The sequence below is a fragment of the Haloferax sp. Atlit-10N genome, from assembly GCF_003586325.1.
GTDB classification, from domain to species: Archaea; Halobacteriota; Halobacteria; order Halobacteriales; family Haloferacaceae; genus Haloferax; species Haloferax prahovense.
In genome coordinates this window covers 68753-92325 of sequence record NZ_PSYX01000006.1, presented here as the reverse complement: position 1 = coordinate 92325, position 23573 = coordinate 68753, and the positions used below count along the sequence as shown (strand labels likewise).

General features: G+C 64.8%; 21 protein-coding genes. 11 read left to right on the top strand and 10 right to left on the bottom strand.

The window, feature by feature from the left end; genetic code table 11:
• Positions 1–40 precede the first annotated feature (40 nt).
• Positions 41–910, bottom strand: a complete 870-nt coding sequence (gene rhcC / locus C5B91_RS16565) for an L-rhamnono-1,4-lactonase (RefSeq protein ID WP_115820047.1) — start codon at positions 908–910, stop codon at positions 41–43.
• Positions 911–989: 79 nt separating this feature from the next.
• Here rhcC and C5B91_RS16560 point away from each other — a divergent pair, with 79 nt between their 5' ends.
• Positions 990–1292, top strand: a complete 303-nt coding sequence (locus C5B91_RS16560) for an L-rhamnose mutarotase (protein ID WP_004041051.1) — start codon at positions 990–992, stop codon at positions 1290–1292.
• A gap of 541 nt (positions 1293–1833) precedes the next feature.
• Here C5B91_RS16560 and C5B91_RS16555 read toward each other — a convergent pair.
• On the bottom strand, positions 1834–2931 hold the full coding sequence (locus tag C5B91_RS16555; protein WP_115820048.1) for a Gfo/Idh/MocA family protein: 1098 nt from the start codon (positions 2929–2931) through the stop codon (positions 1834–1836).
• Between the two features lie 101 nt (positions 2932–3032).
• On the bottom strand, positions 3033–4100 hold the full coding sequence (locus tag C5B91_RS16550) for a glycoside hydrolase family 105 protein (protein ID WP_115820049.1): 1068 nt from the start codon (positions 4098–4100) through the stop codon (positions 3033–3035).
• A gap of 188 nt (positions 4101–4288) precedes the next feature.
• On the opposite strand from C5B91_RS16550, the gene C5B91_RS16545 reads away from it, so the two are divergent.
• A complete protein-coding gene (locus tag C5B91_RS16545) occupies positions 4289–5062 on the top strand; it encodes an IclR family transcriptional regulator (protein WP_008096945.1) in 774 nt (257 codons plus the stop codon).
• A 19-nt stretch (positions 5063–5081) separates the two neighbouring features.
• On the opposite strand, the gene C5B91_RS16540 is transcribed toward C5B91_RS16545, so the two are convergent.
• The 4 genes from C5B91_RS16540 to C5B91_RS16525 form a co-directional block, all read right to left on the bottom strand.
• Positions 5082–6533 (bottom strand): aldehyde dehydrogenase family protein, encoded by a 1452-nt coding sequence (locus C5B91_RS16540; RefSeq protein ID WP_008096947.1) that lies wholly within the window; start codon positions 6531–6533, stop codon positions 5082–5084.
• 136 nt (positions 6534–6669) lie between these two features.
• Complete coding sequence (locus C5B91_RS16535; RefSeq protein ID WP_115820050.1) at positions 6670–7578, bottom strand: AEC family transporter; 909 nt, start codon at positions 7576–7578, stop codon at positions 6670–6672.
• Positions 7579–7676: 98 nt separating this feature from the next.
• On the bottom strand, positions 7677–8711 hold the full coding sequence (locus tag C5B91_RS16530; protein WP_008096949.1) for an SGNH/GDSL hydrolase family protein: 1035 nt from the start codon (positions 8709–8711) through the stop codon (positions 7677–7679).
• Between the two features lie 642 nt (positions 8712–9353).
• Positions 9354–10292, bottom strand: a complete 939-nt coding sequence (locus tag C5B91_RS16525; protein ID WP_081909243.1) for a dihydrodipicolinate synthase family protein — start codon at positions 10290–10292, stop codon at positions 9354–9356.
• Positions 10293–10517: 225 nt separating this feature from the next.
• Between C5B91_RS16525 and C5B91_RS16520 the strand changes: the two genes are divergently transcribed.
• Positions 10518–11357, top strand: coding sequence for an NAD(P)-dependent oxidoreductase (locus C5B91_RS16520; protein ID WP_004972056.1), 840 nt, complete (start codon positions 10518–10520; stop codon positions 11355–11357).
• Positions 11358–11498: 141 nt separating this feature from the next.
• Positions 11499–13151 carry a right-handed parallel beta-helix repeat-containing protein gene (locus tag C5B91_RS16515; protein ID WP_049913722.1) on the top strand — a complete coding sequence of 551 codons (1653 nt, stop codon included), beginning with the start codon at positions 11499–11501 and terminating at the stop codon, positions 13149–13151.
• A gap of 123 nt (positions 13152–13274) precedes the next feature.
• Here the strand turns inward: C5B91_RS16515 and C5B91_RS16510 are convergent, their stop codons facing one another.
• Positions 13275–13736 carry a universal stress protein gene (locus tag C5B91_RS16510; protein ID WP_008096952.1) on the bottom strand — a complete coding sequence of 154 codons (462 nt, stop codon included), beginning with the start codon at positions 13734–13736 and terminating at the stop codon, positions 13275–13277.
• 171 nt (positions 13737–13907) lie between these two features.
• On the opposite strand from C5B91_RS16510, the gene C5B91_RS16505 reads away from it, so the two are divergent.
• The 7 genes from C5B91_RS16505 to C5B91_RS16475 all read left to right on the top strand — a co-directional run bounded on the left by C5B91_RS16505 (position 13908) and on the right by C5B91_RS16475 (position 20735).
• Positions 13908–14129 (top strand): hypothetical protein, encoded by a 222-nt coding sequence (locus C5B91_RS16505; RefSeq protein WP_004041061.1) that lies wholly within the window; start codon positions 13908–13910, stop codon positions 14127–14129.
• A gap of 123 nt (positions 14130–14252) precedes the next feature.
• A complete protein-coding gene (locus C5B91_RS16500) occupies positions 14253–16109 on the top strand; it encodes an ABC transporter substrate-binding protein (RefSeq protein WP_049968700.1) in 1857 nt (618 codons plus the stop codon).
• 68 nt (positions 16110–16177) lie between these two features.
• Positions 16178–17182 (top strand): ABC transporter permease, encoded by a 1005-nt coding sequence (locus C5B91_RS16495; protein WP_222114939.1) that lies wholly within the window; start codon positions 16178–16180, stop codon positions 17180–17182.
• Between the two features lie 2 nt (positions 17183–17184).
• Complete coding sequence (locus tag C5B91_RS16490; RefSeq protein ID WP_008096955.1) at positions 17185–18210, top strand: ABC transporter permease; 1026 nt, start codon at positions 17185–17187, stop codon at positions 18208–18210.
• A 45-nt stretch (positions 18211–18255) separates the two neighbouring features.
• Positions 18256–19326 carry an ABC transporter ATP-binding protein gene (locus C5B91_RS16485; RefSeq protein ID WP_008096956.1) on the top strand — a complete coding sequence of 357 codons (1071 nt, stop codon included), beginning with the start codon at positions 18256–18258 and terminating at the stop codon, positions 19324–19326.
• Positions 19323–20384, top strand: coding sequence for an ABC transporter ATP-binding protein (locus tag C5B91_RS16480; protein WP_008096957.1), 1062 nt, complete (start codon positions 19323–19325; stop codon positions 20382–20384). The genes C5B91_RS16485 and C5B91_RS16480 overlap by 4 nt, the downstream gene beginning before the upstream one ends.
• Before the next feature lie 132 nt (positions 20385–20516).
• Positions 20517–20735, top strand: coding sequence for a hypothetical protein (locus C5B91_RS16475; protein ID WP_008096958.1), 219 nt, complete (start codon positions 20517–20519; stop codon positions 20733–20735).
• A 148-nt stretch (positions 20736–20883) separates the two neighbouring features.
• On the opposite strand, the gene C5B91_RS16470 is transcribed toward C5B91_RS16475, so the two are convergent.
• Both C5B91_RS16470 and C5B91_RS16465 read right to left on the bottom strand, forming a co-directional pair.
• Positions 20884–22014 (bottom strand): enolase C-terminal domain-like protein, encoded by a 1131-nt coding sequence (locus C5B91_RS16470; RefSeq protein ID WP_058567741.1) that lies wholly within the window; start codon positions 22012–22014, stop codon positions 20884–20886.
• 108 nt (positions 22015–22122) lie between these two features.
• Positions 22123–23550: a sulfatase gene (locus C5B91_RS16465; RefSeq protein ID WP_115820051.1), complete on the bottom strand. Its 1428-nt coding sequence runs from the start codon at positions 23548–23550 to the stop codon at positions 22123–22125.
• Positions 23551–23573 lie beyond the last annotated feature (23 nt).

Here is a 23573-nt window from a genome sequence, read left to right as displayed (position 1 = left end):
GGAAAGACGGTGAAAACACGCGACAGAGCGACGACGACACTCACCCGAGGTCGACGTGCCGCCGGAACGACTTCCCGGTCAGCCACGACCGGTCGGCCTCCGACAGCGAGTCGATCTGCTTGAGCCAGTTACACGCCTCGGCGTAGCTGGCAACGTCGCTGACGTTGGGGTAGTCCGAGCCCCAGACGACCCGCTCGCGCCCGAAGGTGTCGAGGAGCCACCGGACGTGGTCATGCATGTCGGCGTAGGGAAACGCCGAGTCCGACATGTGGACGATTTCCGAGACCTTCACCGCGACCGAGTCGTGTTCCGCGAGGTCGGCGAACCGGCTGAACGTGCCCTCGTCGGTGGGCGTCTCGGGACCGGCGTGAGCGAAGTGGTCGAACAGGTAAGTGAGTTCGGGATACGCCTCGACGAGTTCGAGCGCCTGGTCGAGTTGGCCGTGGTCGCAGAGAATCTGGACGGCGGCGTCGTGTTCGACCGCGGCCTCCCAAAAGGCGGTCTCCTCGATGCTCTCTCGGAGCCACGTCACGCTCGAGTCGAACGTCTCCCACATCCGGTCGTACGGGCAGGCCGCGCCGAGTCGGAAGCCGAGGACGCCGTCGGTCTCCATGCAGCGGTCGAGGCGCTCGACGGCGTCGTCGGCGAACGGGTCGAGCATCACGATGCCGTGGAGTCGGTCGTACTCGGCGGCGACCCGTCGGGTGTACCAGTTGTCCGTCCAGTCGCAGATAGGGTAGCCCACGACGACCGCCTCGTCCACGCCGTTTCGGTCCATGTCGGCGAGCAGGCGCTCGGCGGTGTAGACGGTGTGCACGTCGAAGCTGTCCACGAGGTCCAAGATGGGGCCGTTGGTCCACGGGTGCTCCGGGCTCGCGGCTCCCCACGCGTGGGTGTGGGTATCTATCATTACAGTCGATGACGGGCGACCCCGTACTAAATCTTACCCGCCGAAGAGCTAAGACGGGTGCCGTCGAATCGGGGGTCGTATGGCGCGAATCGCGTTCCACCTTGAGATAAAGGACGGCAAGCGAGAGGAGTACCGAACGAAACACGAGAACGTCCCCGAGGCGCTCGAATCCGCCTATCTGGACTCCGACGCCGGGCTACAGACCTACAGCGTCTTCGAGAAGGACGGCCACGTCTTCGGCTTCATGGAGGTCGACGACCCAGAGGCCATCCAAGAGGTAATGGACAACAGCGAGGCGCAAGCCGACTGGGCAGAGGTCATGAGCGGCATCACTGTCGAGACCGACGACAGTTGGATGGACGAAGTCTACCGGATGATCTGACGCTCGAAGGAGACAGTTGTCCGGCCATGGCGGAGCGCCCGCCATCCACAACGAATTTCTCACCGAGAATAGTACTGGACGAATTACCCCAAAGTCGAATTTACCCCGGAGTAGCGGCGCACAAATGGCCGTCTCCCGGAATAACCGTTCGCTCCGGTCCTTCCGGATACGTATCCGCCACTGGCGGAAACCCGGTGAGGCTCGAATCGACCGTGGAGCGTCACCCGCTAACCGAGTGGTACGACGGCTCGATGTACGCGATTGCCGTCCAAACGGGTTGCACGCCCCTAATCATTACTACCATAGAATTGTAATTTGGAATTATTTCTATGCGGAGTGTCACGGATATATGTTGGAGCACAGATTCGACCGGCCAGACGAGAAGACCACTGCGGGAGAGAGCAATAGAAAACCCGATACTGCACTATTTGGGCCTCTATCCTCGATATACGTCCGATTCAGCTCGATCCCCGGTGCCAGAAGCTCTTCCGGCCATGCCGGAAGACTGTCCGGCGTGAGCGACTGACCGACCGACCGCGGCTCACCACGACGTGATAGGGACCTCCCGGAGCGGCCCCGGAAGCGGGATATCGACCGTCGAATCGGTGTAGTGCGAGAGGTAGAACCCGACGATGATTTCGAGCGAGCGGGTCGCCGCGACGCCGGGCGAGTAGTTCTCCGCCGTCCCGTCGAGGAGGTCCTGCACGTGGGCCGCCGCGTTGGCGAACGACCCCTTGTAGTCCGATTCCCACGTCCACGCGCCCTCGATGCCGGGGAGCGGTCGCTCGACGTGTTCGCCGTCTTCGAGCGACCAGTAGCGCCACTCGCCGTCGTCGTTGTTCATGTAGAGTTTGCCCTCGGTGCCGATGAAACTCAGCGTCATCGAGGAGATGTCCCGCGGAATCGTGCAGTCCACGGTGACGAACGTGCCGTCGTCCATGACGACGTGTCCGCCGCCGCCGGCGTCGACGACCGACTCCGTGGCGTCCAGCGCGTCGAGCACCTCGTTCTCGCCGGTGATGTGGCCGCTCACCCGCGACGCCCGCGCGTCGAGGAGGTAGACGAGCGTGTCGAGGACGTGCGTGGAGTTCCGCATGAGTTCCATGCGGTACTGCGCGCTCACGGACTTCACGTCGCCGAGGATACCCTCATCGCGGACGAGGTCGCGGAGTCGGCGAAGCTTGTCCGTGAACCGGAAGGAGTGGTTGATGACGAGTTCCGTGTCGGTCTCCTCACAGACGGCGACCATCTCCTCGGCGTCGCTGACGGACGACGCGATGGGTTTCTCGCACCAGATGACCGAGGGGTCGGCCACGGAGCGCGCGGCGTCGACGACGTGGTCGCGGTGGAGGAACGACGGCGTGCAGACCGACACCGCGTCGAGGTCCTCGGCTTCGAGCATCGCCTCGTGGCCGACGTACCGGCGGTCCGCGGGGATGTCCCACGCCTCGCCGAAGGTGTCCAGCTTCGACTCGTCCACGTCGGCGACGGCGACGAGTTCGATGTCGTCGGTCGCGGCGTACCCGCCCGCGTGGCTCGCGTCGATTTTCTCTCTGCCGATGGCCTCCTCGTCGTGCATGCCGAGGATGCCCATCCCTGCGATGCCGCCCGTGCCGATGATGCCTGCGTGGTAGGTCATGTGTCTTCTGTCGCTCGCGTTCGTTCGTCAATGTTCGCCGGAGCGCATAACTGTGGTGCCGGCTCCGAAAGCGCCGAGAAGGATACCGGGGGTCGAGAGGTTCAGTCGAGCGCGGCCGCGGCCATGAGGAACCAGCCCTGCCCGTAAGGCGTGTCCGTCAGGGGTGCTTCGGGACCGCCCGGCGGCCCTGCGACGCGGTTGACCGCGCCCTCTTCGCCGACGACGCGGGAGACGGCCGCGAGCCCGTCTTCGGCGGATTGGCGGTAGGTCTCCTCGTCGAGGATGCCGAGGTCGATGCCGCGGGCGAAGGCGTAGGCGAACATGAGCGTCCCCGACGACTCCAGCGGCGTGTGGGGGTCGTCGACGAGGTTGTGCCAGAAGCCGCTGCCGTCCTGCAACGGGAGGAGCGCCTCGCAGTGCGACCGGAACAGGTCGAGGAGGTCGTCGCGCTTCGGGTGGTCTTCGGGGAGCCGTTCGAGCACGTCAGCCGACGCGGCGGCGGCCCAGCCGTTGCCTCGGGCCCAGAACGCGCCCTGCGGGTAGTGGTTCGGCTGTTCGACCCAGATGTGTCGGAACAGGCCCGTGTGACTGTCGCGGAGGTGCGCCGCGTGAATCAGAATCTGCTCGACCGCCTCGTCGAAGGCGTCGTCGTCGCCCGCGGCCGCGCCGTAGCGCGCGAGGAACGGGCACATCATGTAGACGGAGTCGATCCACAGCGACTTGATGCCCGCGAGTTCGGGGTCGTGGTGGGGGATGCCGCCGTCTTCGGTCCGCTCGAAGGAGAGAAGCGATTCGTAGGCGCGCTCGGCCGCGTCGAGGTAGCGGTCCTCGCCCGTGCGGTCGTAGAAGTCGAGGACGCCGTGACCGATGGCGGTGCTGTTGTTCGTGTTCATGCACTTCTTGACGGTCAGCTCCCAGCTCGCCTCGTACTCGCGGCCGTGGCTGAAAACCTCAATCGGGTAGCTCGGGCCGTAGCTCAACTGCCCGGCGTCGTTCTGGGTCGCCACCGCGGTGTCGACGAAGTGCTTCGCGCGCTCGACCGACTCGTCTCCGCCCTCGGCGAGCAGGCCGTTGATGGCGACGCCGGTAATCCACGATTGACCGTCGATGTCCAACGACCGGAGATACGACGCGGCGCGCTGGACTGGTGTAAGCTCGTCTGCTGGCATGGGTACAGTACCCACACGAATACGTGCGAGGATGAAAAATGTATCCCATGGCATCGCGCCACCACCGGACGGCGGCCGTGCGCGCCAGTCGGTCAGCCGGTCGGAAACCGAGGAGCGCTCGTTCGTCGCAGCAGACTCGTTCCCCAGGCGGGAACAAATATATACGGCTCGGGTTCGACTGTCACACCATGAGCCCCCAACCGAACAAACGCCCCGGCCGAACAATCCGCTCGGTCCAGATAGCGTTCAATATCATCGACCTCCTCCAGGAGGAGGCTGGCATCGGGGTGACGCGAATCGCCGACGAACTCGGCCACTCGAAGAGCACGGTCCACAGCCACCTCCGAACGCTCGAAGAGCGGCGCGTCATCGTCCGAGAGGGCGACGGTTACCGCCTCGGTCTGCGCTTCCTCGACGTCGCCTCGCACGTCCGCGACCAGATAGGCAACTTCGACATCGTCCAAAAGGAGGTCGACTCGCTGGCCGAGGAGACGGGTGAAATCGTCCAGTTCGGCGTCGAGGAGTACGGGATGGTCTCGTACCTCCACAAGGCGCAGGGCGAACACGCCGTCGAGACGCTGTCGCGGGTGGGAACCCAACAGCCGATGTACTCCACGTCGCTCGGCAAGACGATTCTCGCGTACCTCCCACCCGAGCGCATCGAGGAAATCGCGGCGGCGATGGAGTACGAACCCAAGACGGCGAACACCATCACCGGGCCCGAGGAGCTGTTCGAGGAACTCGAAACCATCCGCGAGCAGGGGTACGGTATCGACGACGAGGAGAATATCAACGGCCTGCGCTGCGTCTCCGCGCCGGTCAAGAACGACGAGACAATCCTCGGCGCGATTAGCATCACCGGCCCGTCGAGCCGGTTCACCGAGGACCGCCTGCACGGCGAACTCGCGGACTACGTCCGAAGCGCCGCGAACGTCATCGAACTGAACACGAAGTTCTCCTGAGCGCGCGGGGGCCCGCGGCTCAGTAGTTCTCGTAGATGGTCTTCACCGACGAGAAGAAGTCGAGGCCGGCGTCGCCCTGCTCGCGGTACGTGTTAGTGGACGAGTCCTTGTAGCCGCCGAAGGGGACGTGGAGTTCGAGACCGGTCGTCTTCTCGTTGATTTTCGCGACGCCCGCTTCGACCTCGTTGACGAAGCGCTTGCCCTCGCTGAGGTCCTGCGTGACGATGCTGGCCGACAGCCCGTAGTCAACGTCGTTGGCGAGGTCGAGCGCGTCCTCGAAGGAGTCGGCCTTGACGACCGCGAGGACGGGACCGAAAATCTCCTCTTGAGCGATACGAGCGTCGTTTTCGACGCCGGAGAACACGGTCGGCTCGACGAAGTAGCCGTCGTCGTAGTCGTCGCCGGAGAGTCGGCTGCCACCGGCTTCGAGCGTCGCGCCCTCCGAGGAGCCGATGTCGATGTATTCGAGCGTCGAGGACAGTTCGTTCTCGGAGACGTGCGGGCCCATGTCGGGGTCGTCGAGTCCGTCGCCGACGACGAGCGACTCGGCGTAGTCGGAGACGGCCGCGACGAACTCGTCGTACACGTCCTCGTGGACGATGGCGCGCGAGGTGGCCGTACACGACTGGCCGGTCGTGCCGAACGCGCCGACGCCGACGGTCTCGGCGGCCGCCTCGATGTCCGCGCTGGGCATCACGACGGTCGGGTTCTTGCCGCCCATCTCACACTGGACGCGCTTGAGGTCGACCGCGGCCGTCTCGGCGACCATCGTCCCCACGGCGGTGCTGCCGGTAAACGAGACGCCGTCGATGCGCTCGCTCTCGATGAGCGGACCGCCGACCTCGCTGCCGGAGCCGGTGATGGTGTTCGCCACGCCGGCCGGGAGTCCCGCGTCGTCGAGACATTCGAGGACGATGGAGACGACGCCCGGAGCTTCGGACGCCGGCTTGAGGACGACGGTGTTACCGGCCGCGAGCGCCGGGGCGAGCTTCCAGACCGGGATGGCGATGGGGTAGTTCCACGGCGTGATGAGCGCGACCGTCCCGAGGGGTTCGTGCTTCGTGTAGAGGTCCTTGCCGGGGGCGCTCGCGGACTTGACGGTGCCGCCGAAGTCCCGCGCCTTCGCGCCGTAGTAGTGGAAGATGTCGATGGCGCGCTGTACCTCGCCGCCCGCCTCGGAGCGCGTCTTGCCCTCCTCGCGGACGAGCACCTCGGTCGCCTCTTCCTTGCGCGCTTCGAGGTTGTTGCCGGCCTCGCGGAGAATCGCGCCGCGGGACGGGCCGGGCGTCGACGCCCACTCGTCCTGTGCGGCGACGGCCGCGTCGAGCGCCGCCTCGACGTCCGCTTCGGAGGACGCCGGGTGGACGCTGACGACTTCGCCGGCCGCCGCGGGGTTCGTGACTTCGAACGTCTCTCCCGACTGGGAGTCTGTCCATTCGCCGTCGATGAAGTTACCGTAGGTTCTCGACATTCGACCTAGCCATGCACACCCATCACTAAGTAAGCTTCTCATGCCGGCGGCGGTGGCCGCCACGCGTTCGTGACCGTCACAAGGCGCGAGAGAATCGAATTCGGGCGTTCGGAAGAGCTACCCACGAGCCGCCACCTCAGAGAAGGAACTGGAGGACGACGAAGAGCGTCACGACCGAGACGGCGGTGGTGGCGAACACGTTTATCGACGCGAGGTCGGCGTCGCCGCCGAGTTCGTTCGCGTAGATGAACGACGAGACGGCAGTCGGCGTCGCGAGCATCGTCACGCCGGCTTGGACCGTCGTCCAACTCGACGCGAGCGTCGAGAACACCGCGAAGGCGACGAGCGGCATCAAGATGACCTTGCTACCGACGACGGCCCCGACGGTGCGGAGGTCGAGCGACTCGGCGGAGACAGTGAGCGACGCGCCGATGGAGAGCAGCGCCACGGGGAGCGCGAGCGAGGCGAGCGCGTCGAGGCCCGTCACGAGAACCCCGGGGACGCCGAGACCGAGCCCGGAAAAGGAGAGCCCCAACACGAGCGCCGGGATGACCGGCGTCTTGAGCACGCCGATAAACTCCTCTTTGAACGACACGTCAGCGCCGTTGACGAGGACGAGAACGGTGATGGAGAGCGGGACGTGGGTGAGCGCGCCGACGCCGAGGATGACGCTCGCCTTCGCCGTCGTCAGCGAGCCGAACGTCGAAGCGACGAGCGGGAGGCCGAGGAAGCCGAGGTTAGAGTAGTACGACTGGACGATGGCGACGCTCCGAACCGAGTCCGGCGACACCCGGCGGTGGACGACCCAGCCGACGGCGAGCATGGTGAAGAGGACGAGCCAGAAGCCCAGAAGGAGCGTCGGCTCGATGACCTCGCGAATCGGCTGGTCGTACGTCGAGGTGAACACGAGCGCGGGGAGCGCGAAGGCGAACGCGAAGAACGTGAGCTTGTCGCGGCGGCTACTGTCGAGGAGGCCGAGACGCTTCGCTAGCGCCCCGAGGCAGAGCACCCCGAGCATGTAGCCCAGATTTGCGGCGACGGTCATACCCTCCCATCGAACAGGGGGGTCCTTCCGTGTTACGCTCGCGGAGATTTCGTTCGGAAAATTCGACTACGAGAGCGTCTGAGTCGCGCATATCCCGGTCAATCGTCCATGAGAGATTCGAGCTCGCGCGCGAGGCGCTCACCGATGCGAACCATCGCGTCGTCGCCGGGGTGAACGAGGTCGGTCGTCATCCCGCTGGCGGTCGGCAGGAGGTCGGGACCCTCCACGAGGTGGACGTTGTCGTAGCCGCACTCGGCGACCACGTCGCGAAGGTGCTGGCGGAACGTCTCGGAGAGCGTCGCTTCCTCGTGGTTCCGTTTGTATTCGCGCACGTGCGGGAACAGCGTGATGCAGGCGACGGGTTTCGTCGGGTTCGCCGCGGCGACGGTCTCGACCATATCCGCGGCCCGGTCGCGGAACTCGTCGGGCGAGAACCGACCGACCATGTTCACCGAAAGCGAGAGCGTCGCCACGTCCCAGTCGTCGCGGGCGGCGATGTGCTCGGCCATCGCGGGGTCGCAGTAGGCGGTCCCGCAGGAGCCGAGGTTTATCGGGTCCGCGCCGAGTCGCCGCGCCGTCTGATTGACGTACGTGAGCATCTCCGCAGAGGGGGCTTCGCCCTCGGTAATCGACGTGCCGTACGCGAGGTATCGGAGGCTCGGCACCTCGTCGGCGGTCGGCGGCCGCCGCGTGCCCTCGACGTCGTGGTAGTAGATGTGGCCGCCGCGGTGGTCGCCGGGGAAGACGAGTCGACACACGTCGGGCGCGTAGCGCATCTCGCCGGTCGCTTCGGGGTCGAGGTCGGAAAGCGACTCCGGGGGAGACAGTTCGACCGTCTTCGGTTCCGGCCCGAGCGTGAACTCCTCGCCTGTCGCCTGAAAATCCCCCCAGAACGGACGAACGAGGCTGTTTCGCTCCTCGGAGGAGAGCGTGATACGGACCGTCTCCTCCGGGACGAACCGAATCTCGGTCCCCGCCGGATGAGACATCCGCGTCTGCGCGCCGGTGTTCAGGCCGCTCCTGACTGCCTCCGGAACGCGGAGCAATCGAAGTCCCTCGCGGGGCCGAACCCGTTGGAGCGCCCTGACGTTGTGGAACTGAATGTCGTCGTGCTGGATATCGTCGTGCTGCATACCGTGTGAGTCTCGCACACGCCGCACCTACTTATCGCTACCTCCAGCGACCGACACGCGGCGGCGAGCGCGGCGAGATTCGGCGCGAGACGAGCCCTCGTCCGGCAGTCGGGTTCCCGAGGCGGGAAAATTACAGACATATGTTTGTAATTTATCAGTGGCTATAGCGCCGAATTCGCGCGTTCGCCGTTCGGAGCGGCGAGCCAAAAAGAACCGCAAACCAGCTACACCCCCGATTCAACGCAGTTAGAGGCTCGAAACGACCCGTTCGCAAGCAGGGAACGGGGAACCCATCGAGAGTGAACAATGAGGCACAATTCGGCGATTGTTCGTTCGCTAGTGGCGAACAAAATTGGGTGGGACGCGGACCGCGCGGCGCTCAGTCTCCGGAGGACTGTCCGCTCGGCTGCCCGAAGTGAGGAGTAACGCAGTTGTCACGGGTCGAGAGCCGGTGGTTACAAACGGACCGGTGAGCCGTGAAAACGGCTCGGCAGCGGAGTGATGACGGCGAGACGACGAAAAGTGGTGGTGGGGTGCGTCCGACCGATGCGGCCGGGTGCGTCAGACAGGTGTGGTGAGCGTGGTCAGTCGGTGTCGGTGCGGTCGGAGCCGTCGGTTCGCGCTCCGGTCGCAGTCGTCGGTTCAGTCGATGACGCGGGCGATACCGTCGTCGAGTTCCTCGTACAGTTCCTCGGCGCGGCGCTCGTCGGCGGCCGACAGCGACCGAATCGGCTCGCGGACGTTCCCGCCGTGCAGGCCGGCCAGTTCGAGGCCTTTCTTCACCGCGGAGACGCTGATCGCGCCGGGGAGGTCGTTGTCCTCGCCCGTCTCGCCGCGGAAGTCCTGGAACGGAAGCGTCAGGTCGCGAATCTCGCGGGCGTGCTCCCAGTTCTCCTCGGTGAGTGCCTCGAACAGCGCGAGGCCGATTTCCGGCCGGAAGTTACTGACGCCCGCGGAGAATCCCTCGATACCCTCGTTCCAGAACGAGACGGCGTACGGTTCCGCGAGGCCGTCCACCCAGACCACGTCGTCGTCCGCGGCGGCGACGGCGGAGCCGAGTTTGACCGGGTCCTCGATGGCGTACTTGACGCCGACGACGCCCTCGATGCGCGAGAGGTCGCGGAGGAAGGAGACCGAGGGGTCGAAGCCGCGGACGTAGGGAACGAGCGGCGTGTCGGTCGCGGCATCGAGCTTCTCGTAGTAGCGGAGCAGTCCGCGCTCGTGGACGTAGGTGTGGTCCGGCGGCATGACCATCATCGCGTCCACGCCGATGCGGTCGTAGGCTTCCATCAGGTCGGTCGCGGCCTTCGTCGACCCGCCGACGCCGGCGAGGACGCAGGCGCTGTCGGGGAGCGCTTCGACGCTCGTCTCCGTCACGTCGACGCGCTCCTGTTGGGACAGCGAGTGGTATTCGCTGATGTTCGCGGCCGCGAGGAACGACGAGATACCGTCGCCGGAAAGCGACTTCGCGTTAGCTTCGAGTTTGTCGTGTTCGATCTCCAGGTCGTCGTCGAACGGCGTGAGCAAGCCGACGGCGACGCCACGGAGACGACTACGTACACGGTCGTCTGCGAGTGGCATGGTACAGTCAATCTGAGTCAACCGTGATAAAGGCATCGTCAACCCCTGAATCCGATGTTCGCGCGCGAGAGCGCCCGCGAGTGGTCCATCCGCGAGTCAACAGTCAGGCGTTGTGAACTATCGAAACGGTCGGGGGTCGATTCCCGGTGGGCGAGAGACGCCGGCTCGAAGTCGGATTTCGCGGTCACCCATCAATTTATTACGATTTGGTCAGAGTAGATTCGTATGGACGTCTTGATGACCGGCGTCTATGGCCGGTGCGGCACCGCAGTCATAGACCACCTGCACGACGACGACGACTACGACTTCACGTACTTCAACCGCTCCGACCGTCCCGACGACCACCCCTACGGTGGCTACGACACCGTCGTCGGCGACGTGTCCGACTACGACGCCCTCAACGACGCCGCGGAGGGACAGGACGCCATGATCCACATGGCGGCGTACCCCTACACCGACGGCACGTGGGAAGACATCTTCGAGCCCAACATCATCGGGATGTACAACGCGCTCGAAGTCGCCCGCGAGAACGAAATCGAGTCGTTCGTCTTCCTCTCGACCAACCACGTCATGGGCGGCTACGAGGACGAGTTCTCCCCCGAGATTTACGAGCCGGGTCACGGCCTCGTCGTCGGCCACGACGACCCCGTCCGCCCCGACTCGTTCTACGGCGCGTCGAAGGCCTACGGCGAGGACATGGGCCGATACTACGTCGAGAACTACGAATACCCCAAGCAGTTCTACGCCCTCCGGGTGTGCAGCGTCCGGATGCCGGAGTACGACCACCCCTACGGCGACGCCGAGCAGGCCGTCGAGAACGGCGAGTTCGAGCGCGGGAGCGCCGAGTACGAAGAGACTGTCGGGCGCATGAAGGCGATGTGGCAATCCCGCCGCGACTTCGCCCACGAAATCGACTGCTGTCTGCAGGACGACAACGTCGAGTTCGGCATCTTCAGCGGCGTGAGCGACAACCAGCGCCGGTGGTACGACCTCGAACACGCCCGCTCGCAGATCGGGTACCACCCGCAGGACGACGGCGAGGAGTGGGATAGCCCGCCGGAGTAGTCCCGAACGTCCGAGCCACGTCCCGCTGTCTGTCCCGTCTGTCCCATTTTCGATTCTTCTGCCGACGCGTCGACGCTGACGCAAGCGAATCTGATTCTGCAATTAACTTTATGTGTATTTGTTAAAAACAGAGTCATGGGTATGAAAGACACACCCACAGCCAGCGATTCGAACCGAGCCTCGCTCACCAGACGAACCGCACTCGCGCTCCTCGGGGGCACGGGTGTCGCGGCGCTGTCCGGCACCGCGGCCGCCCAGTCCGACGACGAACGCGAGGGCGACGAGAGTCACGGGAACGGTCGCGGAAACGACGGAAAGCCGTGGAATCGAGACGTCGACGCGAACGGGAACGGCCTGTATAACCTCGCGTCGCTCGACGTGGACCACCTCTACACCTCGGCGCGCGACGCCGACGTCATCGTCTGGAAGGACGACGACGGGACGTTCCACGCGGACGGCGCGGACGGCGAAGTCGCGTCGGGAGACGGCGTCGTACCGGTCGCGCAGGCGGCCGTCGACAGCCTCACCGAGGGGCGGACGTGGAACGAGAAAGTGCTCATCGCCTCGCCCGGCGAGATTACTGGCGCGGACGGCAACCTCGAACTCCCGAGTTACACGACCCTCGACGCGCCGGCCACGCTCTCGATTCCGGACGGGGAGTCGGTGCCGCCGGTCGTCAGGGCCGTCGGCGCGGAACACGTCGAGGTAGAATCCCTCGTCGTCGACGGGCCCGCGGCGATGGGTATCCGACTCACCAGTTGTTCGAACGTCCGACTCGGCGACATCCGCATCACGGGCGTGACGAGCGACGGCATCCGTATCGACGGGCGGGGCGACGCGCCCCGGTCGACCGACATCCAGATGGGACAGATATACATCGAAGGGAACGGCCACCACGGCGTCGAGACCTACGGCGTCGACCGCATCCAAATCGAGCAGGTCGTCGGCAACGACCCCGCGAGCTGCGTCGTCCTCCTCAATGACACCGTCGACGCGACGGTGAACAGCGTCGTCGGCCTCGAACCCGGCGGGCCCGCGGGCTACGCGACGTTCCGCGTCGCCAACGGCGCGCACGACGTGACGGTCGGCGAGGTCGTCAGCCGCGGCGGAAATCGGGGCGTCTTCGGCGTCTCCGAGTGTTACGACATCACCATCGGCCACGTCAACATCGAGGGCGCGGAGGACCAGGGTATTCTCATCCAGAACTGCCGGGACTTCACCGTGCAGGGCGGCGTCGTCAAGAACACGAACGGCGACGGCGTCCGCATCGACTCGCGGAACGACGGCGAACAGCTTCCCGCGGAGGGTATCTCCATCAGCAATCTCCGGGTCTACGACGACCGCGACGAGCCGAAACAGACGTGGGGCATCCTCGAAACCGGCCCGGCGTGCAACCACAACCGCATCGTCAACAACGACGTTCGGGGCGGCGGGACGACCCGGAACATCGGGATTTTCTCGAACACGACGGTCGTTCGGGACAACGTCGGCGGCGGCTTCACCGACGGCGAGGTGACGCTCTCGGCGGGCGAGTCGCCCGCGGCCCGCGTCGAGGGAATCAGCGAGTTCCCCGACGTGACCATCCCGGGGAGCGTCGACGAACCGGAGGACTTCGAGGCGTCGGCGCTCTCGGTCCGCGCGAAGCCCGCGACGACGGGGTCGTCGGAGACGTACGCGTGGGAGAGCTACGTGGAGTGGAACGGTTCGGCCGGGAGTTGGGACCTCGTCTTCGAGTGGCGCACCGACCCCGGCGTCGACGTGACGCTCGACTACGTCGTGGACAAGACGCGCTGAAGCGGCCGTCGCACTCGGCGGCTGACGGCCGACGTAGACGACTGCCGACGGCTGATGACGAACGACTGCGCGGGTCGATAAATCCGAAAAAACAGGTGACGGGTCAGGCCGCCTCGACGACGCTCACTCGGTGTGAAGCGTCACGTAGCCGTCGAAGTTGAGAATCACGAACTGCGCGAGGTCGCCGAACAGCGCCTTCCCGGTCGGCGAGCGGTTCCGACCGAGGATGAACACGTGGTCTGCGCCCTCCTCTTCTGCGACTTCGATGACCGTCTCGGCGCGCTCTTTCTCACTAGCGATTCGCGGGACGATTTCGTAGGACACCTCGTCGTCGGCCCCGAAGACCTCTCGGGCGACTTCCTCGGCGTCGTTCATCGCGCCCTTGAACGCGTCCTGTTCCGTGTACGACGTGTGCTCGACGTCGCCGATGGTGTCGAGGACCTCCTGGGTCTCCTCGAACTCGTCTTCGGTGAGCGTGACGAGGAGGACGAGGTCGGCGTCCGCGCCGAGCGCGTGTTCTCTGGCCTCCCGGAGGAGGTCCGCGTGTAAGTCAGTGTTCTCGATGAGTACTAATCCTCTGTCCATGCACCTGCATTTCGTCTCGTCTTATCTAAGTCTACCGCAGGAACGGACGGCGCGGGCGGGGGTGGCGGGAGTGCGCGCCACCGGACCGCGCTCCTCTCCCCCGCGTGCGACGCGCGACTCGTCACCTGGCGGGGCAGTATACTGAAATACACCGCGGTACTCTACGTAGGCATGCCCGAAACGAGTCTCGCCGACGTGCTCCGCGACTACGAGACCCGGATGAAGTTCGTCCTCGTCATCTCGCTGGCCTCTATCGTCCTGCTACTCATCTCGCTCCCGTCTATCGAACCGGGAACGACGACCCACGCGCTCGTCTACCTCCAGCTGACGACGTTCGGCGGGTTGGCGGTCCTGATGCTCGGACTCCTCCTGTGGACGGCCAGAAGCGCGTGAGGGACGTTCATCGAACCCTGAAAGTCAGGAATCACAACTATGATAGTTATTTTCTCTGGCACGGCCAGTATGGACAAATCCAGTATCTATATTAACCGGGAGTATCATGATAGATGATACCGCATGGCTGGAAAGCGTTCAACCAACTGGAGTAGACGAGACCTTATCAAATACGGGGCAGTCGCTGGCACAGCGGGTCTGGCAGGCTGTTTCGATAGCTCAGGGCAGACGACGACCGAGGAGAGCACCGAAGGCGGCACGGACGGCGGAACGAGCACCGAGGGCGGGGCGACCCTCGCCGACGACACGCTCGACTACCCCGCGGGCCGACCCGCGACGGACGTGCAGTTCAACCGCTACAGCCTCGGCAACTACGCGCACACCCTGCAGGACCAACTGTTCGAGGAAGTCGCGCGCGGCTACGCCGACGGGACGGTCCGACCCGACCTGCTCGAAGACATGACCGTCGACGGGCGGACGCTCACGCTGACGTTCCCCGAGGGGTTCAAGTGGTGGAACGGCGACGACCTGACGGCCGAGGACTACTACATCGGCCTCGAAATCGACCGCCTGCAGTCGCCCGAGCAGTCGCCCATCGAGAGCAACACGCTGGTGGACGACTACACCATCGAGCGGACGTTCAAGACGGCCGTCTCGCCCAACCTCATGAAGGCGAACGTCGCCGAGACGTTCGTCAACACCCCGCGGTCGATCTACCGCGAATACCTCACGCGCTACGAGGAGGCATCGAGTGACAGCGAACGTGAGAGCGTGACGAGCGACCTCCTCGACATGAGCATCACGACCCAACAGCTCATCGACGAGGGACTCGGCAACGCGCTGTACCGCGTCACCGGCTTCAACTCCTCGGAGACCATCCTCGAGAAGTTCGAAGACCACCCGTACGCGAGCCGCACGGACATCCCGAACGTCCGCATCATCCCCGAGACGACCTCCGACGTGGAGTCGCTGTCGGTGAACGACCAACTCGACATGAACCCCGACGTGCTCATGTCGGAGTCCCAGCAGTCCCGGTACCCGGACAACATCGAGAACGTCTACCGGCTCAACTGGTTCCGCACCCAGAAGTTCACGTTCAACTTCAAGAACGAGCACATCGCGAGGCTTCCCGTCCGACGCGCCATCGTCAACGCGGTGGACTTCGAATCGATGGTCGCCGCGATGCGGCAGGCCGGAACCGTCGGCGCGCCCGCCGAGAACCAGACGGCGCTGCGCTCGACGATTCACGAGGAGTACCTCGGCTCGGACTTCGTCGACCAGCTCATCGACTACCCGGTCGGCAAGGACCTCGAAACCGCGACGCAGCTGCTCGAAGACGCCGGCTACACCAAGGAGAACGGGACGTGGGTCGACCCTGACGGCGAGTCCTTCACGTTCACCGTCCTCACGCAGAACAACAACACCCAGGTGCAGGCGACGAAGGTCTTCAACGACCAGCTCAACGCGTTCGGCATCCAGACGAAGATTAGCACGGTCAGCTCGACCGACTACTACCAGCGCCTCCAAACGTACGAGGCGGACATCTTCTGGATATGGCACGTCGCGAAGGCGCTGTGGCACCCGACGGCGTACTTCTCGAACAACTTCTACGGCATCGAGGTCGGCGACCCGTCCAGCGGGAACGAGACCGGCCCGACGGGCAAGCCGTTCACGACGACCATCCCGAGCGAGGTCGGCGCGACCGAGGTTTCGGGCAGCGGCAAGGAGATCCAGCCCGCACAGCTCATGAACGACCTGCCGAACTCCGAGTCGGCAGAACAGGTCAAAGAGCGGACCCGCGACCTCGTCCAGTGGTTCAACTACGCGCTTCCGGACTTCGTCTTCGTCGAGGAAGACTCCGGCTACTGGGGCGACACGCAGGACTTCTCCATGCCGACGGGCGACGACTACGAACTCAACACCAACCGGCCGGGCGAGTTCTCGTTCAAGAACGGATGGATTAGCTCGAACTCGGAGTAAGACGGCACCCCCAACGGGCTTAACCACCACAATTAAGCCCTCTCACGCTAGAAGCCAAACTATTAATAATGACACCAAAGTATTTGTTGAAACGTCTCGGGCAAGCGATACTGACGTTTCTCGTCACGATGACGGTCTCGTTTCTGCTGTACCAAGCCATGCCGGGTGGTCCGACGGAGGCGATGCGGAGCGTGATTCTCTCGCAGAGCGGCGGGAGCGTCGACATCGACCGACTGAACAGGATGATACAGCTCTACACGAACGTGAATCCGGACCAGCCGATGCACGTACAGTACTTCAACTACGCGTCTGACGTGATTCTCCGGCAGGACCTGGGCACTTCGTTCTTCAAGAACGAGAAGGTCACGACGCTCATCATGCAGCGCATCCCGTGGTCGATGTTCATCAGCGTCTACGCGCTCGCACTGGGCTACTCGCTGAGTATCTTCCTCGGCGTGATGACGGCCTACCGAGAGAAGTCGCGGTTCGACTCCACGGTGTCATCTCTCATCATCGGACTCAACTCGATTCCGTACTACATCGTCGGCGTCGTGCTCATCTACTTCCTCGCCATCCAGAACAACTACTTCCCGACGGGCGGCCGAATCGGCTCGGGAATCGCGGCGGGGTACAACCCCGAGTTCATGCTTAGCCTCGTGAAGCACGCGGCGCTCCCGGCGATTTCGATGGGCGCGCTCGCGACCTCCGGGGCGCTCGCCATGCGCGGCAACGCGATTCGCGTCCTCGGCGAGGACTACATCCGCGTGGCGCAGCTCCGCGGGCTCCGCGAGACCCGCATCGCCACGCAGTACCTCGGGCACAACTCCATCCTCCCGATGTACACGCAGTTTATGATCGGCATCGCCGGCGTCTTCAGCAGCGCCGTCATCGTCGAGGAGGTCTTCGCGTACCCGGGCATGGGTCTCCTGATGTTCGAGGCGGTCAAGACGCAAGACTACCCGCTGTTGATGGGCACGCTCCTCGTGTTCACGGCGATTTCGCTGACCGCCATCTTCATCGCCGACCTCACGTACACGCTCATCGACCCGCGCATCTCGGTGGGTGAGGAGTAACTATGAGCGAAACACATTCCGACTCGTTCGACCTGAAGGACCTCTACGACGAGGACATCGACCCGGACCCCGAATCGCGGGCCGACCGCGCAAAGCGGTTCCTCGAGATGAACGTCGTCGCCCCCGCGCGCATCGCAGTCGCCGACTGGCGCGCGCTCGTCGGCGGCGCGATTCTCGCGTTCTTCCTCCTCATGGGAAGCGTCGGCGTCTGGCTCGTCGAGCGGCCGACAAGCGGTGACGCTCCTGTTCTCGCCGCGCCGTTCGAATCGCTCGCGTACCCGCTCGGTACCGACGTGTTCGGCCAGCCGATTCACGCCCAGCTCATCCACGCGACGCCGGGCATGTTCAAGATGATCTTCGCGGGCGCGGTCGTGAGCGTCGGCTTCGCCGCCCTCGTGGGCGTCGTCGCCGGCTTCGAACACGGCACGCGCATCGACTCGTTCCTGATGACCGTCACCGACGTTGTCATCACGATTCCGGGCCTGCCGCTCATCATCGTCATCACGGCCATCTTCCAGCCCGAGAACCCCTACATCGTCGGGGTGTTCCTCGGCATCGACAACTGGCCGGGACTGGCGCGGACCGTCCGCTCGCAGGTGCTGAGCATCCGCGAAGAGTCCTACGTCGAGGCGTCCGAAATCATGGGCATCCCGCTGTCGTCGATTCTCCGGCGGGACATCCTCTCGCAGCTCATGCCGTACGTGATGATTAACGGGGCGCTCACCTCTCGACGCATCATCTTCGAGTCCGTGGGCCTGTACTTCCTCGGCATCCTGCCCTTCACCACGTTCAACTGGGGCGTGATGATGAACCTCGCGTACGAGGGCAACGCGCTCACCCGACCGGATATGCTCCCGTGGATGGTCGCGCCCATGGTCTGTATCTTCCTGCTGTCGTTCGGGCTCGTCCTGCTATCGCAAGGGCTCGACAGCCTGTTCAACGTCCGCCTCCGGGCACGCCACGCGAAAACCTCGAAGAAGAAAGGCACCTCGAAGAACAACCAATCGCAGGCGACCGGCGGGGACTGACCCCGTGCCAACACCTATTACCAGACGATGACTACCAATCAAACAATGCGAACGTCGAATCAGAACGACTCGGACCCGGACCAAGACGTCGTGTTCGAAGTCCGCGACCTGGAGGTCACCTTCGGGACCAACCGAGGCGAATCGAGAGTCGTCCGCAACGTCGACTTCGACATCTACCGCAACGAGACGCTCGGCATGGTCGGCGAAAGCGGCAGCGGGAAGTCGATGACGTCCTCCGCGTTGATGAACGCGGTCGTCAGCCCGGGCGAGACCTCCGGTGAGGTCACCTACTACCCGCCGGACGGCGGCGAGCCGATTTCCGTGCTCGACCTCGACGAAGAGGAGCTTCGGAAGTTCCGCTGGGGCGAAGTCGCCATGGTGTTCCAGGGCGCGATGAGTTCGTTCAACCCCGTCAAGAAGGTCCGCGGCCACTTCAAGGAGACCCTCGAAGACCACAACCGCGACGTTGAGGCTGGGCTCGAACGCGCTCGCCAGATTCTGGGCGACCTCTACTTAGACCCCGACCGCGTCCTCGACTCGTACCCCTACGAGCTGTCCGGCGGGATGAAACAGCGCGCGCTCGTCGCGCTCGCGCTCATCCTCGAACCGGAGGTGCTCGTGATGGACGAGCCGACCGCCGCGCTCGACCTCCTGATGCAGCGCTCTATCGTTTCGCTGCTCAAGGACCTCAAAGAGGAGTACGACCTGACTATCATCTTCATCACGCACGACCTGCCGCTTCTCACTAAGCTCGCGGACCGGCTCGTCGTGATGTACGCGTTCGACATCGTCGAGGTCGGCTCGACCGAAGAGATTCTCTACGACGCGGCGCACCCGTACACCCGGTCGCTCCTCAACGCGACGCCGGACTTGAACGCCCCCATCGAGGAGATGCAGTCGATTTCGGGCTCGAAGCCCGACCCGGTGACTAACATCCCGGGCTGTTCGTACCGGCCGCGGTGCCCGATGGCCGACGAGTCCTGCGCGGAGGCGGAACCGCCGATGGCGGACCGCGGCAACGGCCACCGAACCGCGTGTTTCTACCACGACGACGTGTCCGACGAAATTCCGATTCCCGCGATGGAAGCGGCCGAAGAGGGCGGTGAGGGCGAATGAGCGTCGATAACTCCATCCTCTCGGTGGACGACGTGTCGGTCCACTTCACCGATAGCGGCGGCTTCCTCGGCCTGTTCGGCGAGCGGCAGACGGTCCGCGCCGTCGACGGCATCTCGCTCGACATCGGCGAGAACGACGTGGTCACGCTCATCGGAGAGTCCGGCTGCGGCAAGTCGACGCTCGGAAAGGCCATCATCGGCGCGCAGGAGCCGACCCACGGCTCGATTACCTACCGCGGACAGGACATCTGGGAGGCCAAGAACAGCCGCAACCCGGACATCCCGTTCTCGGAGATTCGGCGGTCCCTCCAGATTATCCACCAGGACCCCGGCAGCGCGCTGAACCCGAACCAGCGCATCCTCACCTCGCTGATGCTCCCGCTGAAGAAGTGGAATCCGAACCTCGGCGAGGAAGAGCGCAGAAAGCGCGTCTACGCGCTCCTCGAACGCGTCGGGCTCACGCCCGCCGAGGACTTCGTCGAGCGGTTCCCCCACCAGCTCTCGGGCGGCGAGAAACAGCGCGTCGTACTCGTTCGGTCGCTGCTCTTGAACCCGGACGTTATCCTCGCCGACGAGGCCATCAGCGCCCTCGACGTGAGCCTCCGGGTGGAGATGATGGACCTGATGCTCGAACTGCAGGACCTGTTCAACACCTCCTACGTCTTCATCAGCCACGACCTCTCGAACGCCCGGTACATCGCCGAGAAGTCCGGCGGCCGCATCGCCGTCATGTACCTCGGCCGCATCGTCGAAGTCGGACCGATAGAGCAGGTCATCGGCAATCCCCAACACCCCTACACGCAGGCGCTGAAGTGGGCGACGCCGAACCTCTACGAGGGAGAAGGCGACGACGACCTCCCGATTCGGAAGATCGACATCCCCGATCCGACGAACCGACCGAGCGGCTGTCACTTCCATCCGCGCTGTCCGAAGGCGCGTGAGGTCTGTGAGACCAACGACCCGGGCGCGTTCGAAGACGAGGACGGCCACGCCGCGCGGTGCTTCCGCGCCGACGACACCCACGAGTACTGGGACAGTCCGAGCATCGTCGACGACTGAGCCATCCGCTCGGGACGCCGCGACCCAGTTTTCAACTATCCGTTTTCGACCCGCAGAGCCGTTCGAACCGGGCGAACGACGCCCGCACGAACAGTATCTATTTGTGTGCGGAGAGCTACCGTGTGAGTACGTATGTCAGTCAACGCATCGCGCGTGCCTTCGCTCCGGAAGGCCGCGTCGTCGAACCGGAGTTTCATCATGACCGTGCTCGCTGGCGTCTTCATGATTGCCCTCGCGCGCTTCGTCCTCGACGGGACGCTCGCGGGGATGTTCGGCGTCTGGGGAATCTCGCTCATCGGCGTCGGTATCGGTGCCTTCCTACTGCTCCGACTCTGGGGTTCGTACAATTGACCGCGGAGGTCCGCCACCCGCACCGAGCGTCGAACTAACACACCGAAAAACAGCGCGCAACGCCGCGCCAGCGACCGCCGTCGATTCTGTTTCGTAGCGGCCCTCGTCAGTTGTTCCGTACTCCGTTTCGCCGCGCGTTCTCGCGCGGTTACTCGACGCGGTTGGCGTCGATGTAGTCCCAGTCGAACGCGTAGCCGAGCCCCGGCGTCTGCGGGAGTTCGACCACGCCGTTCTCGTCGATTTCGTCCGGCGGGTGTTCGAGGCCGGGGAAGTACGTCTCGTAGTCGTGTTTCGGGTGCAGGAGGCCGCGCTCGTAGTACCGACCGGGGAACGCCATCGTCCCGAGCAGTTGGAGATTGGGCGCGTCGCGGCCGTGAATCTCGCACTCGATGTTGAACGACTCGCAGAGGCCGACCGCCTTCAGCGCCGGCGTGATGCCGCCCACGTCGTAGACGCCGACGCGGATGATGTCGGCGATATCCCGCTTTATCCACTCGGCGCGGGTGTGCATCCGACCCTCGGCGGTCTCGGGGCCGACGACGGCGATATCGAGTTCGTTCGAGAGCCACTCGTAGGAGGACATCGAGTGTTCGTCCATCGGCTCCTCGATCCAGCGGAAGTCGAGGTCTTCGAGCGCCTTCCCGATCTTCTTGGCCTCGCTTCGGCTGTAGAAGTGGTGGGCGTCGAGCATGAGGTCGATATCGTCGCCGACGCGCTCGCGGACCGCCCGGCAGGCGGCGATGTCCTGTTCGGGGTCGTCGCCGAACGGCGGCATCCACGTGTGGAGCTTGACGGCCTGATAGCCCTCCTCGACGAGTTCCTCGGCGAAGTCGGCGTACGCCTCGGGCGAGCCGAGTCCGTCGGGGTCGTCGTCACCGACCATCGTACTGCCGTAGGCCGGGACCGAGTCCCGCGCCGCGCCGATGAGTTGATAGACCGGGAGACCGGCGTCCTTGCCGGCGATGTCCCAGAGCGCGCAGTCGATGGGCGCGACGCGCTTGTCGGTGAGCGTTCCCTTGTTCAGTCGCTCGGCCCGGCAGAGCAGTTGCCAGAGCTTCTCGCGGTACAGCGGGTTCTCGCCGACGAGGTGCTTCTTGGCGAACTCGTTGGCCGCCTCGTGGCCGCCGCGGCAGTAGCCGTCGGGGCCGCCGTCGACGACGACGTGCGTGATGGTCCGCGTCGACTCCCTCGGCTCGCCGGGGTGGCCGTGGCCCTTCTCGTCGGGGTCGATGTGGGACTCACAGCTGAACCGGATGGTACGGATGTCGCTGATCTCCATTCGTGATAGTCGGTTACGCGGAACGCTCATAAAAGTACGGCGGGACCGGCGATTTCGGGGACTGGACGGCGCGGAGAGCGAGGGAGAGAACCCAGTGACGCCGGTCGGTCAGTCCAGCACGTCGGCCGGCTCCTCGGGGTACGGCTCGCGGACGAGCCGACCCATGTCGATTTCCTGGTACGGCGCGCGCCGGAGCGTCCCGTTCTCGACGAACTCGTTCGCGCCCGCGTCGGTCAGCTTCTCCGCCAGCGCGGCGCGGAGTTCGGCGACGACCTCGGGGTTGTCGGCGGCGCACTCGTCGAGTTCGTTCGGGTCGGCCGCGAGGTCGAACAGCTGTTCGCGGCCGCCGTTGCGCATGAACACGTACTTCCAGCGACCCTCGCGGACCATCCCGGTGAAGTTCGGGGGGAGCCGCGGCGTCCGGTGGTAGCCGAACAGCCGCTCGCGGGGCTCGGCGTCGCCCCGAATCGTCCCGAGCACGTCGACGCCGTCGCGGAGTTCCTGGTCGCCCGCGGCGGTCGTCGCGATGCCGAACAGGTCGGTCAGCGCCACGAGGTCGTCGCGGCGGTCGCCCTCCGGAAGCTCCGCGGGCCAGCTCACGAGGAACGGGACGCGACACGACGACTCGAAGAACGACGACTTCTCCCAGCCGCGGTGGTCGCCGAGGAGTTCGCCGTGGTCCGAGAAGAAACAGATGAGGGTGTTGTCGGCGTCGTCGCGGGCCTCGACCGCGTCGAGCAGGCGGCCGATGCGGCGGTCGACCTCCGATATCATCCCGTAGTAGTACGCCTTGATGACCCGGACGGTGGTGTCGTCGATGCCGCCTTCGCGGGTCGTCCAGAAGTGGTGGTTCTGGGTGGGAATCTTCTCGTCCATGTGGTCGGTTTCGAGGTCGCCTTTCACCGGGTTTTCGAGCCGCTCGGGGTCGTACATCCGGTCGAAGGGCGGCGACGGCGCGAACGGCGGGTGCGGCGGTTCGTACGAGACGAGGCCGAAGAACGGTTCGTCGGTGTCGCGGCCGATGAGGTCGACCGCGCGGTCGGTCATCCACGCCTCGTAGTTGTCGTCCGGCGGGAGCCGGTTCTGTTGGGGAAGGTGGACCATCGAGCCCTGTCGGGCGGTCGTCTTGACCTCGTGGCCGGTCTCCTCGCGGAACGCCTCGAAGCTCAGGCGGTGGTCGTAGCCGAGGTCGATGTCGCGGGGATGGGCGTGATACTTCCCGACGAGGAACGTCCGGTAACCCCGCTCGCGCATGCTCCGGGCGAGGAAGGGGCCGCACCGGTCTTCGAGGTGTCGCGCGTCGCGCTTTTCGTTCCCGAGGTAGCCCGTCGAGACGGCCTCGCAGCCGGTTCGGATGGTGTGTCGCGCTGGGATACAGATTGGGTCGGGCGAGTAGGCGTTGGTAAAGGAGACGCCGCGGTCGACGAGTCGGTCGATGTTCGGGGTGTGGATTCGACTGTTTCCGAGCGCCTGAATCGTGTCCGACCGTTGCTGGTCAGTCATCACGAACAGGACGTTTGGGCGAGCATCACTCACGGCCGAACTCCGACCACCAGTAG